Origin of the sequence: Streptomyces hilarionis (assembly GCF_024539675.1) — a bacterium.
Taxonomy (GTDB): Bacteria; Actinomycetota; Actinomycetes; order Streptomycetales; family Streptomycetaceae; genus Streptomyces; species Streptomyces hilarionis.
Genome location: NZ_JAHHIT010000053.1, coordinates 1 through 16,549 on the forward strand (window position 1 = coordinate 1; position 16,549 = coordinate 16,549).

Consider the following 16,549-nt stretch of genomic DNA (forward strand, 5'->3'; position numbering starts at 1 on the left):
CGGAGACCGCCGTCCCCGCGGCCGGCGTCGCCGCCCCGGGCGTCCCGGCCCCCGCGCCCCGGCCCCGGCGCCCCGCCCCCGTCACCGCCCGGCTGACCGGCAACCGCCTGCTGAGCCGCCCGGGCTCGGCCAAGGAGGTCCGGCGCTTCACCTTCGACACCCGCGACAGCGAGACACCGCTCCTGTACGAGGCCGGAGACGCGCTCGGCGTACGGCCCCTCAACTCGCCCGCGCTGGTGGCGGAGTGGCTGGCCGTCACCGGGCTGGACGCGCACACGCCCGTGCGGCTGGACGACGCCGGCGAGACCCCGCTCGGCGAGGCGCTGCTGCGCCGTCTCGACATCACCCGGATCACCCCGGCCCTGCTCCGCTTCACCGCCGACCGCACCCGCGACCCGCGCGAACTGCGCAAGCTGCTGCGCCCCGACAACAAGGACGAGCTGGCCAAGTGGTCGTGGGGCCGCCAAGCCGTCGACGTGGCGGCCGAATTCGGGGTCCGGGCCGACGCCCAGGAGTGGGCCGAGCTGCTGGGACGGCTACAGCCGCGGCTGTACTCCATATCGTCCAGCCCGCTCACCGACCCCCGCCTCGTCTCGCTCACGGTCTCCGTCGTGCGCTACGAGAACCTGGCCGGCCGGCCCCGCCAGGGCGTCTGCTCGCCCTTCCTCGCCGACGCGGGTCCCGGCGCCGAGGTCCCCGTCCATGTGCAGCGCTCCCCGCACTTCCGCCCGCCCGCCGATCCGGCGACCCCGATGGTGATGGTCGGGCCGGGCACGGGCGTCGCGCCCTTCGTCGGGTTCCTCGAGGAGCGCCGGGCGCGCGGGCACCGCGGGCCCAACTGGCTGTTCTTCGGCGAACAGCGCCGGGCGACCGACTTCTACTACGAGGAGGAGCTGACCGCCCTGCTCGCCGACGGCGCCCTGACCCGCCTCGACACCGCCTTCTCCCGCGATCAGCGGGCCAAGGTCTACGTCCAGGACCGGATCCGCGAGCACGGCTCCCAGCTGTGGTCGTGGCTCCAGGACGGGGCCCACTTCTACGTCTGCGGCGACGCCTCCCGCATGGCGAAGGACGTGGACCGGGCCCTGCGGGAGGTCGCCGTCGTCCACGGCGGCCTGGGCGAGGCGGAGGCGGCGGCCTGTGTGAAGCAACTGGCCGCCGACAAGCGGTACGTGCGTGACGTGTACTGACGGGAGTCACCAAAAGAACTCGGGATGAGCGGGTGCACCAAGTGGCGTTCCGCCGAAGAGAGTTGATATTCGGCCATCGCGGCGCGTCTATGTTCGTTTATCCAACAGGAGTGGACAAGATCTGACGCACCCTCCGTCCGTGCAGAGCCGCACGGTTCGCCTTGAGGAAGGTCGTGGTCATGACCCACCCGCACGAGTCGTCCATGGACCGACCGGACCGCCCCCGGTGGGCGGAGCCGCACCGCACCCCACGGCCGGCGGTCAGCCGCCGCCGGCTGCTCGAAGGGTCGGCCGCCGTCCTCGGCGCGCTCGCCCTGTCCGCGCCCTCCGCCGCCCAGCGGGCCGTCGCGGCCGGCGCGGCCCCCGAGTGGAACGGCAGGATCGACGTCTTCCGCCTCGGCGCCGAGGCCCCGCACAGCACGCTCATGCCGTACGCGGACTTCGGCCAGGCCCTGGCCGCCGACCGCACCCGGTCCCCCTACCGGCTGAGCCTGGACGGCTCCTGGCGGTTCGCGTACGCCGACCGTCCCGACGACCGCGACGTCGACTTCCACCGCACCGACCTCGACGACAGCGGCTGGGACACGATCCCCGTCCCCTCCGCCTGGCAGCTGCACGGGTACGACCGCCCCATCTACATCAACATCACCTACCCGTGGTGGGGCCCCAACGGCCTCGGCGAGGACGCCCAGCCGCCGGCCGCCCCCACCCGCCACAACCCCGTGGGCCAGTACCGGCGCACCTTCACCGTCCCCCGCGGCTGGAGCGGCCGCCGCACGTTCCTCCACTTCGAGGGCGTCAAGTCCGCGCACTACGTGTGGATCAACGGCAAGCTGGTCGGCTACCACGAGAGTTCCTACGACCCCGCCGAGTACGACGTCACCGACCACCTGAAGCCGGGCGTCAACCAGATCGCCGTGGAGGTCTACCGCTACTCCGACGGCGACTGGCTGGAGGACCAGGACATGATCCGGCTGAGCGGCATCTTCCGCTCGGTCTACCTGTACTCCACGCCGTCCGTGCACCTGCGCGACTTCCGCCTGGAGACCCCGCTCAGCGAGGACTACCGGGCCGCCGAACTGGCCGTCACGGCGAGCGTGCGGGACTACGGCGGCCGGGGCGCGGGCCGCTACTCCGTCGAGACCCAGCTCTACGACGCGGGCGGGCACCCGGTGTGGCCGCGGCCGTTGCAGCAGACCGTGGCCCTCGGCGGCGGCGACGAGAGGACCGTCCGCGCCGCCAGGGCCGTGCCCGCACCCCGTCTGTGGTCGGCCGAGCACCCCGAGCTCTACACCGCCGTGCTCCGGCTGCGCGACCCGGCCGGAGCCGTGATCGAGACCCTCTCCCACCGCGTCGGCCTGCGCGAGTTCGCGCTCAAGGACGGCCTGATGCGCATCAACGGCAGACCGGTGTCGCTGCGCGGCACCAACCGCCACGAGATGCACCCCCGGCACGGCTCGGCCCTCACCCGCGCGGACCTGGTCGAGGACATCGGCGTCATCAAACGGCTCAACATCAACACCGTCCGCACCTCGCACTACCCCAACAACCCCCACTGGCTCGAGCTCGCCGACGAGTACGGCCTGTACCTCGTGGACGAGACCAACCTCGAGACCCACGGCATCCGGGCCGAGTACCCCGGCGACCACGCCGAGTGGACGGCCGCGTGCGTGGCCCGCGCCCAGAGCATGGTCCACCGCGACAAGAACCACGCGTCGGTCGTCATCTGGTCCCTCGGCAACGAGGCCGGCGGCGGCAGCACCTTCACCGCCATGCACGACTGGATCCGCTCCTACGACACCACCCGGGTCATCCAGTACGAGGGCGACGACCGCCCCGGCATCAGCGACATCCGCTCCGAGATGTACGACAGCCCCGCCCGCGTCGAGGCACGGGCCAAGGACACCGGCGACACCCGGCCGTACGTCATGATCGAGTACTCCCACGCGATGGGGAACTCCAGCGGGAACTTCAAGAAGTACTGGGATCTCGTGCGCCGCCACGACGTGCTCCAGGGCGGCTGGATCTGGGACTTCGTCGACCAGGCCCTCGACTGGCCCACCCCGACCCGCAAGCTGCTCACCGAGGCCGGACCGGCCGCGCTGCGCGGGGAGATCGTCGCGCCCAGCGGTTCCTTCACCCGCGGCAAGGGCGTCCACGGCGGCACCGTCTTCGCACGGGACACGCGCCTGGACCTGACCGGGTCCCTCACCCTGGAGGCCTGGGTCACCCCGGGAGTGGCGGGCTACCACCAGCCGATCCTCGCCAAGGGCGACACGCACTACGCCCTCAAGCAGTCCGACCGGACGCTGGAGTTCTTCATCTACGGCAGCGGCCAGTGGGCGGCCGCCACCTGGCCGCTGCCGGACGGCTGGACGGGCGTGGAACACCACGTGGCCGGCGTCTTCGACGCGACGGCGGGCACCGTGACCCTGTACGTCGACGGCGTGCTCCGGGCCACCCGGGCCACCACCGTGCGCCCGGCCGTGAACACCGCGCCCCTGTCCCTGGCCACCGACGTCGACAACCCGACCCGCGAGTTCAGCGGCTCCGTCCGGCGGGCGCGCGTCTACGCCCGGGCGCTGAGCGCGGCCGAACTGGCCGACACCGGCCGCGGTCCCGGCGACGACGGCGTGCGGTTCTGGTTCGACGCGGCCACCGTCGCCTTCACCGAGAAGCGGCCCCGCGAGCGGACCTTCTACGCCTACGGCGGCGACTGGGGCGACAACCCCAACGACGGGGCGTTCTCCGGCGACGGCATCGTCACCGCCGACCGCGGGCTGACCGGCAAGTCCGCCGAGGTGAAGCGGATCTACCAGGCGATCCAGGCGGCGCCCGCGGCGGGCCGGCTCCTCGCGCCCGGTGCGGCCGTCACCCTCACCAACGAGTACCTCTTCACCGACGTCCGCGAGTTCGACGGACACTGGGAGCTCGTGGCCGACGGCCGGACGGTGCAGCGCGGACGGCTCAGCCGTGCGCAGCTGGCCCTCGCGCCCCTGTCCTCCAAGGACGTCACCGTCCCGTTCCGGCTGCCGCGCGACCCGGCGCCCGGCGCGGAGTACTTCCTGAATCTGTCGTTCACCACCAGGCAGAACACCCCGTGGGCGAAGGCCGGCCACGAGGTGGCGCGCCGGCAGCTCGCCGTCGACGCCGGCGCGCCCGCCGTCGCCCCCGTGCCGCTGCGCGCCGTCCCGGCCCTCGCCCACCGGGACGGCGCGCAGACGGTCACCGTCACGGGCAAGGACTTCTCGGTCACCGTCGACAAACGGAGCGGCCTCATCACCTCGTACCGGGCCGGCGGGGCCTCCCTGCTGACCTCCGGGCCCGCGCCCAACTTCTGGCGCGCCCCCACCGACAACGACCGGGGCAACGGCCAGCACACCCGCAACCAGACCTGGCGCGACGCCGGCGCCCGCCGGGCGGTGACCGGGGTGAGCGTACGGGCGCTGCGCGACCGGGCCGTGGAGATCAAGGTGACCGGCACCCTCCCCACGACGACGCCGTCGGCGTACACCACCACCTACACCGTCTTCGGCAACGGCGAGATCAAGGTCGACAACACGCTGCACCCCGGCGCCCCGAACCTGCCGTACATCCCGGAGGTGGGCACCCTGCTCCTCCTGCCCGCCCGCCTGGAGCACCTGCACTACTACGGCCGCGGTCCCGAGGAGAACCACTGGGACCGCAACGACGCCACCGACGTGGGCCTGTACTCCGGCACCGTCACCGGACAGCGGACCGCCTATCTGCGCCCGCAGGAGAGCGGCAACAAGACGGACGTCCGCTGGGCCGCCCTCACCGACGGCGCCGGCGCCGGCCTCCTGGTCAGCGGCGAGCCGCTCCTGGAGGTCAACGCCTCGCACTTCACCCCCGAGGACCTGTCGCTCGGGGCCCGCCACGACTACCAGCTCACCCCGCGCAAGGAGGTCGTCCTGCGCCTGAACCACCGTCAGATGGGGGTGGGCGGCGACAACAGCTGGGGCGCGCACACCCACGACGAGTACAAGCTGTTCGCCGACCGCGACTACGCGTACACCTACCGGCTGCGGCCGCTGACCGACGTCGCCGAGGCGACCAGGGCATCCCGGCGGCCCACGGCGACGTCGTAGCCGAGCGCGTTCGGCGAGGGCGAGGGGGCACGGCCGCCGCCGGCCGTGCCCCCGTCACCTCCCTCGGCCCGCGTCCCCGGACCGCGCCGCGATCTCGTAGGGTCGGCATGTACGCCAGGTGCTCCACGGACGCCACGGACTTCACGGACGTCACGGACTTCACGGACGTCACGGACTTCACGGAAAAGGAAACCTCATGCCCGAGCAGGACGAACGCTTCGACGTCGTGGTGCTCGGCGCCGGGCCCGGCGGCTACGTCGCCGCGGTCCGCGCCGCCCAGCTGGGCAAGCGCGTCGCCGTCGTCGAGGAGAAGTACTGGGGCGGCGTCTGCCTCAACGTGGGCTGTATCCCCACCAAGGCGCTGCTGCGCAACGCCGAACTGGCCCACATCTTCACCCGCGAGGCGAAGACCTTCGGCATCAGGGCGGAGGGCCAGGTCACCTTCGACTACGGCGACGCCCACAGCCGCAGCCGCAAGGTCGCCGACGGCCGGGTCAAGGGCGTCCACTACCTGATGAAGAAGAACAGGATCACCGAGTTCGACGGCCGCGGCGCGTTCGTCGACGACCACACCCTGCGCGTGACCGGATCCGACGGCGAGACCCGCACCCTCGGCTTCGACCACTGCGTCATCGCCACCGGGGCCACCCCGAAGCTGCTCCCGGGCACCCGGCGCAGCGACCGCGTGGTGACGTACGAGGAGCAGATCCTCGCCGACGACCTCCCGCGGTCGATCGTCATCGCGGGCGCCGGCGCCATCGGCATCGAGTTCGCCTACGTCCTGCACAACTACGGCGTGAAGGTCACGATCGTCGAGTTCCTGGACCGGGTCGCGCCCCTGGAGGACGTCGAGATCTCCGCCGAGCTCGCCAAGCAGTACCGCAAGCTGGGCATCGACGTGCTCACCTCCACCCGGGTCGAGTCCATCGACGAGTCGGGCCCGCAGGTGCGCGTCACCGTCACCGGCAAGGACGGCGCCCAGCAGGTCCTGGAGGCCGACAAGGTCCTTCAGGCCATCGGCTTCGCCCCGAACGTCACCGGCTACGGTCTGGAGAACACCGGCGTCCAGGTCACCGAGCGGGGCGCGATCGACGTCGACGGCCGCTGCCGCACCTCCGTGCCGCACATCTACGCCATCGGCGACGTCACCGCCAAGCTCATGCTCGCGCACACCGCCGAGGCGATGGGCGTGATCGCCGCGGAGACGCTCGCGGACGCGGAGACCATGGAGCTCGACTACGTCATGATCCCGCGCGCCACCTACTGCCAGCCCCAGATCGCCAGCTTCGGCTACACCGAGGCGCAGGCCCGCGAGCTCGGCCACGACGTCAAGGTCGCGAAGTTCCCGTTCACCGCGAACGGCAAGGCGCACGGCCTCGGCGACGCCACCGGCTTCGTCAAGCTGATCAGCGACGCCCGCTACGGCGAGCTCCTCGGCGGCCACCTCATCGGCCCCGACGTCACCGAACTCCTTCCCGAGCTGACCCTGGCCCAGCAGTGGGACCTCACGGTCCACGAGGTGGCCCGCAACGTGCACGCCCACCCCACCCTGGGCGAGGCGGTCAAGGAGGCGGTCCACGGCCTGGCCGGCCACATGATCAACATGTAGCTCCCGTGCCGCCGCGCCGGCGGGGCCGTTCACCCGGACGGGCCCGCCGCGCTCGCCGCCGCCGCGAGTCCGCGATGTGCTGACCTCCTCGCGACCCGGCGCCGCCGAGAGGAGCACGCCGTATGAGCCCGACCTCCCCGGCCGGTGACGCCGCGGACCCCCCGGCCGACGGCCCGCACGGCGAGATCGGCACCGCCTGGTCCGTCCCGCCCGGCGGCCCGCCCCGGCCCGCCCCGCCTCCTGCGCCCGCGCGCGGGCCCGGCGAAGGCGTGTCCTTCGCCGGGGTGCTGATGCTGTGCGGCGGCGCCCTCGCGGTCCTTCAGGGCATCGCGGCCATGGCCGACGACGAGGTCCACGCCCGCGTCGGCTCCTCCGTCTACGACCTCGGTCTCACCGGCTGGGGCCGGCTCCATCTCGTCCTCGGCGTCCTCGCGGCCGTCACCGGCGCCGCCCTGCTCCGGGGCGTGACGAAGGCCCGTCGCCCGGGCGTGCTCCTCGCCGCCCTGAGCCTGGTCGCCCAGTTCCTGTTCCTCCCCTACGAACCGCTCCGGTCCGGCGCCGTCATGGCGATCGACGTGTTCGTGATCCACGCCCTGGTGACGGGGCCGCAGAGCACGACCTGACGCGCGAGGTCGATGTCGGATTCTCGCCAGCGGTCGAGCGTTCGCGGGGCGATGCTGGACCCATGCTGAACGGGATGTACACCGATCGGGAGCGCTGTGTGCGCGCCGTGCAGTCCAAGGACGCGCGCTTCGACGGCTGGTTCTACACGGCGGTGCTGACCACCGGCATCTACTGCCGGCCCAGCTGCCCGGCCGTGCCGCCCAAGCCGGAGAACATGGTGTTCCAGCCGAGCGCCGCCGCCTGCCAGCAGGCCGGCTTCCGGGCGTGCAAACGCTGCCGGCCCGACACCAGCCCCGGCTCACCGGAGTGGAACCAGCGCGCCGACCTCGTCGCCCGCGCCATGCGGCTGATCGCCGACGGCGTCGTCGACCGCGACGGCGTGCCCGGCCTCGCCGCCCGGCTCGGCTACAGCAGCCGCCAGGTGGAACGCCAGCTCCTCGCCGAAGTCGGGGCGGGCCCCCTGGCGCTGGCCCGGGCCCAGCGCGCCCGGACCGCCCGGCTCCTCGTCGAGACGACCGAACTGCCCATGGCGGACGTCGCGTTCGCCGCCGGATTCTCCTCCGTGCGCACCTTCAACGACACCGTCCGCGAGGTCTTCGCGCTCTCCCCGAGCGCGCTGCGCGCCCGCGTCCCGCACCGGACGCCCGCGCTCCCCGCGGCCTCCCCGGGCACCCTCGCCCTGCGCCTGCCGTTCCGCGCCCCCCTCAACCCGGACAACCTCTTCGGCCACCTCGCCGCGACCGGCGTCCCGGGGGTGGAGGAGTGGCGCGACGGCGCCTTCCGCCGCACGCTGCGGCTGCCGTACGGGCACGGCGTCGTGGCGCTCACCCCCCATCCCGACCACATCGGCTGCCGCCTCACCCTCAGCGACCTGCGCGACCTCACCGTCGCCATCAGCCGCTGCCGGCGCATGCTCGACCTGGACGCCGACCCGGTCGCCGTCGACGACCAGCTGCGCACGGACCCGCTGCTCGCGCCCCTGGTGGACAAGGCCCCCGGCCGCCGGGTGCCGCGCACGGTCGACGAGGCCGAGTTCGCGGTCCGCGCGGTGCTGGGCCAGCAGGTCTCCACCGCCGCCGCCCGCACCCACGCCGCCCGGCTGGTCACCGCCCACGGCGACCCGGTCGACGACCCGGAAGGCGGCCTCACCCATCTCTTCCCGACCCCCGAGGCGCTCGCCGCCGTCGACCCGGACTCCCTGGCGATGCCCCGCACCCGGCGCGCCACCCTCACCCACCTGGTCGGTCGACTGGCAGGCGGCGAGATCCGGTTGGGGGTGGAGAGCGACTGGTCGCGGGTGCGTGAACAGCTGCTCGCGCTGCCCGGCTTCGGTCCCTGGACGGTCGACGTCATCGCGATGCGCGCCCTCGGCGACCCCGACGCCTTCCTGCCCACCGACCTCGGGATCGGGCGCGCCGCACAGGAGCTGGGCCTGCCCTCCACCCCGGCGGCGCTCACCGCCCGCGCGGCCGCCTGGCGGCCCTGGCGGGCGTACGCCGTCCAGTACCTGTGGGCCACCGACAGCCACCCCATCAACTTCCTTCCCGCGTAAGGACGATCCGTGAAACAGCACACCGTCATCGACAGCCCCTACGGCGACCTCACCCTCGTCGCGGACGACGGCGTCCTGTGCGGCCTCTACATGACCGGACAGCGCCACCGCCCGCCCCAGGAGGACTTCGGCCCCCGCGACGACAGCCTCTTCGGCGCGGCACAGGAGCAGCTGGCCGCCTACTTCGCCGGCGAGTCCAAGGAGTTCACCCTCGAACTGCGCCTGCACGGCACCCCGTTCCAGCGCCGCGTCTGGGACGGGCTGCGGGCCATCCCGTACGGCGAGACCCGGAGCTACGGCGAACTCGCCGGCGCCCTCGGCAGCCCCGCCGCCTCCCGCGCGGTCGGCCTGGCCAACGGCCGCAACCCCGTCGGCATCATCGTGCCCTGCCACCGTGTGATCGGCGCGGGCGGCGGCCTCACCGGCTACGGCGGCGGCCTGGACCGCAAACAGCGCCTGCTGGACTTCGAGCGCGGCGCCGCCCCCGGCGCGACGTTGTTCTAGGAGCGAGGGGCGAGGAGCGAGGGGCGAGGGGCGAGGGGCGCGGGGCGCGGGGATCAGACCGTGCCGGTGTGGGCGAGCTCGCGCAGCAGGCGGGGCAGCGACGTCCCGATCGGCTCCCGGACGACCTCGTCGGCGATCTCGTCGTACGGCGTGGGCTCGGCGTTGACGACGACCAGCCGGGCCCCGTGGTCGGCCGCGACGCCGACCAGCCCGGCGGCGGGATGGACCTGGAGGCTGCTGCCGACCGCGAGGAGGACCTGACACGCCTTCGCGACGGCGGCGGCCCGGCCCAGCACCACCGGGTCGAGGCGCTCGCCGAACATCACGGTCGCCGGCTTCAGGATGCCGCCGCACCGCGCACACGGCGGATCCTCCTCGCCGGCCTCGACCCGGGCCAGCACGTCCTGCATCGGGCCCCCCTCGTGGCACGCGGTGCACACCACGCGCCGGGCCGTCCCGTGCAGCTCGAACACCTTGCGCGCCGGCATCCCCGCGAGCTGGTGCAGCCCGTCCACGTTCTGCGTGATCACCCGCACCGGCGTCCCCGAACGCTCCAGCTCCGCCACCGCCCGGTGCGCCGCGTTGGGCTCGGCCGACAGCGCCCCGAGACGCAGGCGCAGCTGCCAGGACCGCCGGCGGATCTCGGGATCGCCCATGTAGGAGGCGTACGTGACGAGCTTCTCGGCCTCGGGATCGCGCCGCCACAGCCCCTCGGGACCACGGTAGTCGGGGATGCCGGAGTCGGTGGAGATCCCGGCCCCGCTGAGGAGGGCGACAAGGGGCTTGCTCATGAGGGGGAGCGTAGGCCGGGCCCGGCGGCGGCAGCGAGCGGATATCGCCCCGGCGACCGCTGTCACCGGCGCGCGAGGCGGCGGCCGGGCGCTCAGCGGGCCGGGCGGCCGTTCTCCAGCTCCGCGACCGAGCCGTCCGCCAGGGCGTCCAGCGCCGCCAGCACCCGGTGGCCCAGGGAACCCAGCAGGAAGCCGGTGAGCTCCTCGCGCTCGACCAGCCGCCAGGACAGCAGCTCCGCCTCCTGCAACCGGATCGCGCCGAGATCGGCCGCGTCCAGGACACCGCCGTCGTACACGTACGCCACCTGGGGCGGACGGTGCGGACCGAGCACCCAGTCCACGGCGAGCAGCCGGCCGAGCTCGCGGTCCAGGCCGATCTCCTCCAGCGTCTCGCGGCGCGCGCCCCGGCGCGGGCTCTCGCCCTCGTCGGACTCGATCGTGCCGCCGGGAAGGGCCCAGCCCTCCCGGTAGTTGGGCTCGACCAGCAGGACCCGGCCCCCGGCGTCACGGAAGATCGCGGCCGCTCCGGCCAGGACGCGGGGCAGGGAGGCGACGTAGGCGGCGAAGTCGCTGTGGGAAGTGCTCATCCGGGAAGGGTAGACGGCGCGGCGTCGGCCCATCCCGCGTCCGGCCCGGTCGCGTCGGCGACGCCGTGCGTCCCGGCCAGCCGCACGGTCCGCCGCGCCAGATCGCTGATGCGGGCGCCGTCGAAGCCGAACACCGCGCTGCGCACGGTGTCCTGGAGCGGTTCCGTCCAGCGGGGCGGGATGGAGGCCGCGCCGGTGAGGACTCCGGCCACCGAACCGGCCGTCGCCCCGTTGGAGTCGGTGTCCAGGCCGCCGCGCACGGTGAGCGCGATCGTGGCGGTGAAGTCGCCGTCGCCGTACAGCAGTCCCGCGGTGAGGACGGCGACGTTCGGGACGGTGTGGATCCAGCTCGTGCCGGCCGTCTCCCGTGTCATCGTCGCGAGGGTGTCCTCCCAGCTCAGGCCGACCGCGTGCAGGGCGGCGACCCGGCGCACGGTGCGCGCCAGGCGGCTGCTGCCGGGAACGACGGCGAGCGCCTCGTCCAGGGCGCGGCGCACGGTGGGGGCGGTGAACGCCGCCGAGACCAGCGCCGCCGCGAACATCGCGCCGTACACGCCGTTGCCGGTGTGCGAGAGGACCGCGTCGCGGCGGGCCTGGGCGGCGGCGCGGCGGGGGAGCCCCGGGCAGGTCCAGCCGTGGATGTCGGCGCGGATCAGGGCGCCGATCCACTCCTGGTAGGGGTTGTCGTGGGTGGCCGTCAGCGGCGGCTTCAGCCCGGCGGCGAGGTTGCGGTAGGCGGCCCGCTCTGCGGTGAACGTCTGAAGACAGGGCAGTCGCCGCAGCCACAGGTCCCCGATCTGCTCGGTGCTGAAGCCGAAGCCGTGCGTCTCCAGCAGGTCGAGTCCGAGGACGGCGTAGTCGACGTCGTCGTCGCGGCAGCTGCCGTGCACGCGGCCGCGCACGCACTCGCGCCACTCCGGGCGCAGCAGCCGGGCGTCCTCGTCGTCGGCCGGCTCGGGGAGGTAGTCGGTGAGCGGCAGGGCGCCGGCCCGCCGCAGATAGCGGTCGATGCGTTCGCGCGTCCACACCTCGCCGTTCTCGACCGGTTTGCCGAGCATGTTGCCCGCGATCCGGCCCAGCCAGCCTCCGAGGACGCGGTCGGCGAGCCCCGGTCCGTCAGCCACAGCGGTCATCCCTCCGGTCTACCCGATCGCGGCCGTGACCGCCCGGCTTCGCCCCGCTCCGCCCCGGCCCCCGCCGGCCGGCGGGCCCGTCCAGGGGGCGGGCGCCGCATGACGGCGGGCGCGTCCTGCGGTTAAGGTCACAGCGGCGCGACTGGCCCCGCCGTGCGCGGGGCCCGGAGAGCAAGGGGATGGCAAGGTGGCGGACGACGCAGCGCAGGGCACCCGGCGGGTGCTCGTGGCCGCGGACAAGTTCAAGGGCTCGCTGACGGCCGTGCAGGTCGCCGAGCGGGTGACGGCGGGGCTGCGCCGGGCCGTACCGGACGTCGAGGTGACGGCCCTGCCCGTGGCCGACGGCGGCGACGGCACCGTGGCCGCGGCGGTCGCGGCCGGCTTCGCGCGCAGGGAGGTCCGGGTCGCCGGGCCCCTCGGGCAGGAGGTCACGGCGGCGTTCGCGGTGCGCGGCGACACGGCGGTCGTGGAGATGGCCGAGGCGAGCGGGCTGCAACGGCTCCCCGCCGGCGTCCTCGCCCCGCTCACGGCGTCGACGTACGGCGCGGGGGAGCTGCTGCGCGCGGCGCTCGACGAGGGTGTGCGGACGATCGTGTTCGGCGTCGGCGGCAGCGCCACCACGGACGGCGGCGCGGGCATGCTGTCCGCACTCGGCGCCCGGTTCCTCGACGCGGACGGCGAGCCGGTGGCGCCGGGCGGCGGCGGTCTCGCGGACCTCGCGCGGGCCGACCTCTCGGCACTGGACCCCCGGCTGTCGACCGTGGAGCTGGTCCTGGCGAGCGACGTCGACAACCCGCTGACCGGCCCCAAGGGCGCGCCGGCGGTCTACGGGCCGCAGAAGGGCGCCTCCCCGGACGACGTCCGGACGCTGGACGCGGCGCTCGCGCACTACGCGAAGGTCCTGGAGACCGAGGTGGGACCGAGGGCGGCGGAGTACGCCGCGGCGCCGGGCGCGGGGGCCGCGGGCGGCATCGGGTACGGGGCGCTGCTGGCCGGCGCCCGCTTCCGCGCCGGCATCGAGGTCATGCTCGACGTGCTGGGCTTCGCGGCGGCGCTGGAGCCGGCGGAGCTGGTCATCACGGGGGAGGGCTCGCTCGACGAGCAGACCCTGCACGGCAAGGCTCCCGCGGGCGTGGCCGCGGCCGCCCGCGCGGCGGGCAAGGACGTCGTCGCGGTGTGCGGGCGGCTGCGGCTCAGGCCGGAGGCGCTGGGCCGGGCCGGGATCCGGCGGGCCTACCCGCTGACCGACGAGGAGCCGGACGTGGCGGCCTGCATGGCCGACGCGGGACCGATCCTGGAACGGGTCGCGGAGCGGATCGGACGGGACTTCCTGAGCTGAGCGGGCGGGGGTCGGACACCCCTCAGGGCAGCGGGATGAGCTCGCCGTCGGTCTGCCGGAAGTAGCTGCCGTTGCCCACGCCCTCCACCTTGCCGTTGTGGAACCACTGCTTCGACATGGTGTGGAGGGTCTCCGCGGTCGTCTCCCAGACCAGGGAGTGGCCCGCGCCGGCCAGGCAGAACATCAGCGTCTTCGCTCCCTTGACGGCGTCGTAGAGGGCCGGCACGGAGAAGCGCAGGACGTCCGGGAACGTCGCGGGGCTGTTGGCGGTCCGGTCCAGCTCTCCGTAGACGATGAGCAGGGGGATCCGCGCGCCGAGCACCCGCGTCCCGGCCGGGTCCTCGTGCGGGGCGGTCCGGCTGTTCCAGCCCCAGGAGTAGGTGTTCCGGTACCGCAGGACGCCCTCGTAGACGCCCGGCGCCTCCTCGTGTCCCCACTTGGCGGTGACGGGGTCGTCCTGGACGCAGGCGTCCCAGGCGCGCTCGTCGATGCCGGGCTCCCAGAACGCGGGGGTGCTCGCCAGCGACGCCTTGAACCCGGTCTTGCCGGCGACGTGCATCGGGAAGCCGAACATGTTCGCCGGCTTGGACACGGGCAGGGTCACGGCGTCCGGCGGACGTCCGAAGGGATCGTCGGGCTTCTCCGACCAGCGCCCCTTCGGCGGGAAGATCGGGGCGAGCAGGAACATGCTCTCGACGTCCCCGGGATGCTGGAGGACGTACGGGCCCATCACGAGCGCGGCCGCGGACCAGCCGACGAACCGGAGGGGCTTGTCCAGTCCGGGCAGGCCCCTGATGAACCGGACCACCGTCTCGAGTTCAGCGGTCTCGCTCTCGGTGTTGCCCAGTTCGTGCGGGTACGGGGGCAGCGCGGAGCAGGGTTCCGGCAGCGGATGGGGGACGAGGACCGACTGCTGCTGCGTCGGGTTGGCGTTGCAGGGCTCGTCCATCACCCGCGGGTGCGGGGACCGGCCGGAGCCCTGGAGATCCATGAGGAAGACGTCGTATCCGTCCTGGGCGAGCTCCTGGGCCCAGCTGTACCGGGTGGCATGGCCCCCGGGCACCGGCGCCAGGTCGAACCCCGCCAGCGCCGGGACGCTTCGGCCGTGCAGCATGAGGACGGGCTTGTGGGGGTTGTTGCCGTGGGTGCCGTCGTACTCCCTGACGGGGAGCTGCACCGGATCCCCGTAGTTCGCCGGGATCTTCGAGTCGTGCGGCACCAGGTGTTCTCTGAGGACGAGTGAGGACATGGCTCAGCTCCGAAAGGTGCGAAGAGGGGTGAATGTGTCATAATTCCTCCCTTTCCACGGTCCTCTTCTTCCTCACTCTCCGCAACCGTGCGCGGATCGCGGGTAGTTGACGGGTCAAGGGCACATGACGGACGCCCTTGAACGAGAAACGGGTGTGGCCCGGACCGATGGTCCGGGCCACACCCGTATGCGCCGTGGAAGGTCAGGGCAGCTGTGCCGCCCGCGCCTCGCGCCGGTTGTCGCGGAAGTTGTTCACCCGGCGGGCCGTGGCGAACAACGGGATGACCGCGCCCATGACGAGTTGCAGCGCGCAGCCCGTCTGGAGCAGCAGCTGACCGCTCGGGGCGTCGAACGCCCACGCCGCCAGCAGTCCCATCGACAGCACGATCCAGGCGAGCATCGCGCCGGCGAGACGGCCCCGCGGCTTCGGGTACTCCACGCGGCTCACCATCAGCCAGGCGGTGCCCAGGATCGCCATCAGCGTCGCCGCGAACGGCAGCTCGAGGAGCACGATCGAGACGACCGTGAGCGCGCCGAACGGCGACGGCATGCCCTGGAAGGTGCCGTCCTTGACCGTGACGCACGAGAATCTCGCGAGCCTCAGGACCACGGCGAGCAGCACCACGATCGCGCCGACCGCCGCGACCCGCTGGTGCGCGTCGTCGGCGACCATGCCGTAGACCAGGACGAAGTAGGCCGGCGCCAGGCCGAAGCTGATCAGGTCGGACAGGTTGTCCAGCTCCGCGCCCATCGGCGAGGAGCGGAGCTTGCGCGCGACCAGGCCGTCGAAGAGGTCGAAGACGGCCGCGCAGAGCATCAGGATGACCGCCGTGGCGGCGCTGTGCCGGGCCATGCCCGACTCCTGGCTGCCGGTCAGGTGCGGGATCAGGATGCCCGTGGTGGTGAAGTACACCGCCATGAAGCCGCACGTGGCGTTGCCGAGGGTCAGCGTGTCCGCTATCGACAGACGCAGAGAGAGGGGCATCTCCTCCTCGTCGTCCACGTCGTCGGCCTCGGGCACCCAGCCCGCCTGGGTCTCCGGGTCAATCACGGTCAATGCGAGTCACCCCTGCCACCGTCTTCTGCCCCACCTCGACCGCGACCTCCACGCCCTCGGGCAGGTAGATGTCGACGCGCGAGCCGAAACGGATCAGTCCGATCCGCTCGCCCTGCTCGACCTTCGTGCCCTCGGGGACGTAGGGGACGATGCGGCGCGCGACGGCTCCGGCGATCTGGATCATCTCGATGTCACCGAGCTCGGTGTCGAAGTGCCAGACGACGCGCTCGTTGTTCTCGCTCTCCTTGTTGAACGCCGGCACGAATCCGCCGGGGATGTGCTCGACCGACGTCACGGTGCCGGCCAGCGGCGCGCGGTTGACGTGCACGTTGAGCGGGCTCATGAAGATCGCGACCCGGGTGCGCCCGTCCTTCCACGGCATGATGCTCTGCACCACTCCGTCGGCGGGCGAGATTACCCGGCCCGGGGCGATCTCGCGCTCGGGGTCGCGGAAGAACCACAGCATGCCCGCCGCGAGAGCGGTGGCGGGCACGGCGACGGCCTTGGCGGCGCCCGAGCGGCGGGCGCGCAGCAGGCTGACGGCTGCGGTGGCGACGGTCGGCAGGAGCCACGGCGATGCTCCGCGCGCGAGGCGTGCGCCTACCAGGCTGTCGCGGTGTGCAGAGGTTTGGCTGTGGGGCATGGATGACCTTCGTAGCGGATGATGCCGCGCTTCGACGGGGGGACGGCGGCTTTCCGCGATCGTAGCGGTTCGGGGCCACAACTGGGTAAGCCAGGAAGCGGAGTCGACGGCCGGGCACAGGTTACGGGGTGTGATCTTCTTCTCGAAGAAAACACCCCCAAC

The 16,549-nt window shown here is 73.3% G+C and carries 12 protein-coding genes and 1 pseudogene; 7 read left to right on the top strand and 6 right to left on the bottom strand.

Annotated elements, in window-relative coordinates; translation table 11 throughout:
• From KMS84_RS13340 to KMS84_RS13365, 6 genes and pseudogenes are all read left to right on the top strand, one after another.
• Positions 1 to 1,190, top strand: a pseudogene (locus tag KMS84_RS13340) (sulfite reductase flavoprotein subunit alpha); the annotation flags it as partial.
• Positions 1,191 to 1,369: 179 nt separating this feature from the next.
• Positions 1,370 to 5,299 carry a glycoside hydrolase family 2 TIM barrel-domain containing protein gene (locus KMS84_RS13345; RefSeq protein ID WP_438818929.1) on the top strand — a complete coding sequence of 1,310 codons (3,930 nt, stop codon included), beginning with the start codon at positions 1,370 to 1,372 and terminating at the stop codon, positions 5,297 to 5,299.
• Between the two features lie 196 nt (positions 5,300 to 5,495).
• The gene (lpdA, locus tag KMS84_RS13350; RefSeq protein ID WP_256916405.1) at positions 5,496 to 6,908 is read left to right on the top strand and encodes a dihydrolipoyl dehydrogenase; all 1,413 of its coding nucleotides are present in this window, start codon (positions 5,496 to 5,498) and stop codon (positions 6,906 to 6,908) included.
• A gap of 122 nt (positions 6,909 to 7,030) precedes the next feature.
• Complete coding sequence (locus tag KMS84_RS13355) at positions 7,031 to 7,531, top strand: DUF7144 family membrane protein (protein ID WP_256916406.1); 501 nt, start codon at positions 7,031 to 7,033, stop codon at positions 7,529 to 7,531.
• A 74-nt stretch (positions 7,532 to 7,605) separates the two neighbouring features.
• Positions 7,606 to 9,084 carry an AlkA N-terminal domain-containing protein gene (locus tag KMS84_RS13360; RefSeq protein ID WP_256916469.1) on the top strand — a complete coding sequence of 493 codons (1,479 nt, stop codon included), beginning with the start codon at positions 7,606 to 7,608 and terminating at the stop codon, positions 9,082 to 9,084.
• Between the two features lie 9 nt (positions 9,085 to 9,093).
• Positions 9,094 to 9,588 (top strand): methylated-DNA--[protein]-cysteine S-methyltransferase, encoded by a 495-nt coding sequence (locus KMS84_RS13365; RefSeq protein WP_256916407.1) that lies wholly within the window; start codon positions 9,094 to 9,096, stop codon positions 9,586 to 9,588.
• Between the two features lie 53 nt (positions 9,589 to 9,641).
• Here the strand turns inward: KMS84_RS13365 and KMS84_RS13370 are convergent, their stop codons facing one another.
• The 3 genes from KMS84_RS13370 to KMS84_RS13380 form a co-directional block, all read right to left on the bottom strand.
• Positions 9,642 to 10,379: an SIR2 family NAD-dependent protein deacylase gene (locus tag KMS84_RS13370; protein WP_256916408.1), complete on the bottom strand. Its 738-nt coding sequence runs from the start codon at positions 10,377 to 10,379 to the stop codon at positions 9,642 to 9,644.
• A gap of 92 nt (positions 10,380 to 10,471) precedes the next feature.
• Positions 10,472 to 10,966 carry an NUDIX domain-containing protein gene (locus tag KMS84_RS13375; RefSeq protein ID WP_256916409.1) on the bottom strand — a complete coding sequence of 165 codons (495 nt, stop codon included), beginning with the start codon at positions 10,964 to 10,966 and terminating at the stop codon, positions 10,472 to 10,474.
• The gene (locus KMS84_RS13380) at positions 10,963 to 12,099 is read right to left on the bottom strand and encodes an ADP-ribosylglycohydrolase family protein (protein WP_256916410.1); all 1,137 of its coding nucleotides are present in this window, start codon (positions 12,097 to 12,099) and stop codon (positions 10,963 to 10,965) included. The genes KMS84_RS13375 and KMS84_RS13380 overlap by 4 nt, the downstream gene beginning before the upstream one ends.
• Before the next feature lie 220 nt (positions 12,100 to 12,319).
• Between KMS84_RS13380 and KMS84_RS13385 the strand changes: the two genes are divergently transcribed.
• Positions 12,320 to 13,438 (top strand): glycerate kinase, encoded by a 1,119-nt coding sequence (locus KMS84_RS13385; protein WP_256916470.1) that lies wholly within the window; start codon positions 12,320 to 12,322, stop codon positions 13,436 to 13,438.
• 22 nt (positions 13,439 to 13,460) lie between these two features.
• Here KMS84_RS13385 and KMS84_RS13390 read toward each other — a convergent pair whose 3' ends face one another.
• The 3 genes from KMS84_RS13390 to KMS84_RS13400 all read right to left on the bottom strand — a co-directional run bounded on the left by KMS84_RS13390 (position 13,461) and on the right by KMS84_RS13400 (position 16,387).
• Positions 13,461 to 14,687, bottom strand: a complete 1,227-nt coding sequence (locus tag KMS84_RS13390; RefSeq protein ID WP_256916411.1) for an alpha/beta hydrolase — start codon at positions 14,685 to 14,687, stop codon at positions 13,461 to 13,463.
• Between the two features lie 202 nt (positions 14,688 to 14,889).
• Positions 14,890 to 15,708: a CDP-diacylglycerol--serine O-phosphatidyltransferase gene (gene pssA / locus KMS84_RS13395; RefSeq protein ID WP_109004883.1), complete on the bottom strand. Its 819-nt coding sequence runs from the start codon at positions 15,706 to 15,708 to the stop codon at positions 14,890 to 14,892.
• Positions 15,709 to 15,730: 22 nt separating this feature from the next.
• Positions 15,731 to 16,387 (bottom strand): phosphatidylserine decarboxylase, encoded by a 657-nt coding sequence (locus KMS84_RS13400; RefSeq protein WP_256916412.1) that lies wholly within the window; start codon positions 16,385 to 16,387, stop codon positions 15,731 to 15,733.
• Positions 16,388 to 16,549: the final 162 nt, after the last annotated feature.

Bases quoted from the DNA above. Each gene is read 5' to 3' on its own strand.
- KMS84_RS13400 (WP_256916412.1), bottom strand. From the start codon at position 16,387: ATGCCCCACAGCCAAACCTCTGCACACCGCGACAGCCTGGTAGGCGCA.
- lpdA (WP_256916405.1), top strand. From the start codon at position 5,496: ATGCCCGAGCAGGACGAACGCTTCGACGTCGTGGTGCTCGGCGCCGGG.
- KMS84_RS13370 (WP_256916408.1), bottom strand. From the start codon at position 10,379: ATGAGCAAGCCCCTTGTCGCCCTCCTCAGCGGGGCCGGGATCTCCACC.
- KMS84_RS13390 (WP_256916411.1), bottom strand. From the start codon at position 14,687: ATGTCCTCACTCGTCCTCAGAGAACACCTGGTGCCGCACGACTCGAAG.
- KMS84_RS13380 (WP_256916410.1), bottom strand. From the start codon at position 12,099: ATGACCGCTGTGGCTGACGGACCGGGGCTCGCCGACCGCGTCCTCGGA.
- KMS84_RS13355 (WP_256916406.1), top strand. From the start codon at position 7,031: ATGAGCCCGACCTCCCCGGCCGGTGACGCCGCGGACCCCCCGGCCGAC.
- KMS84_RS13345 (WP_438818929.1), top strand. From the start codon at position 1,370: ATGACCCACCCGCACGAGTCGTCCATGGACCGACCGGACCGCCCCCGG.
- KMS84_RS13360 (WP_256916469.1), top strand. From the start codon at position 7,606: ATGTACACCGATCGGGAGCGCTGTGTGCGCGCCGTGCAGTCCAAGGAC.
- KMS84_RS13375 (WP_256916409.1), bottom strand. From the start codon at position 10,966: ATGAGCACTTCCCACAGCGACTTCGCCGCCTACGTCGCCTCCCTGCCC.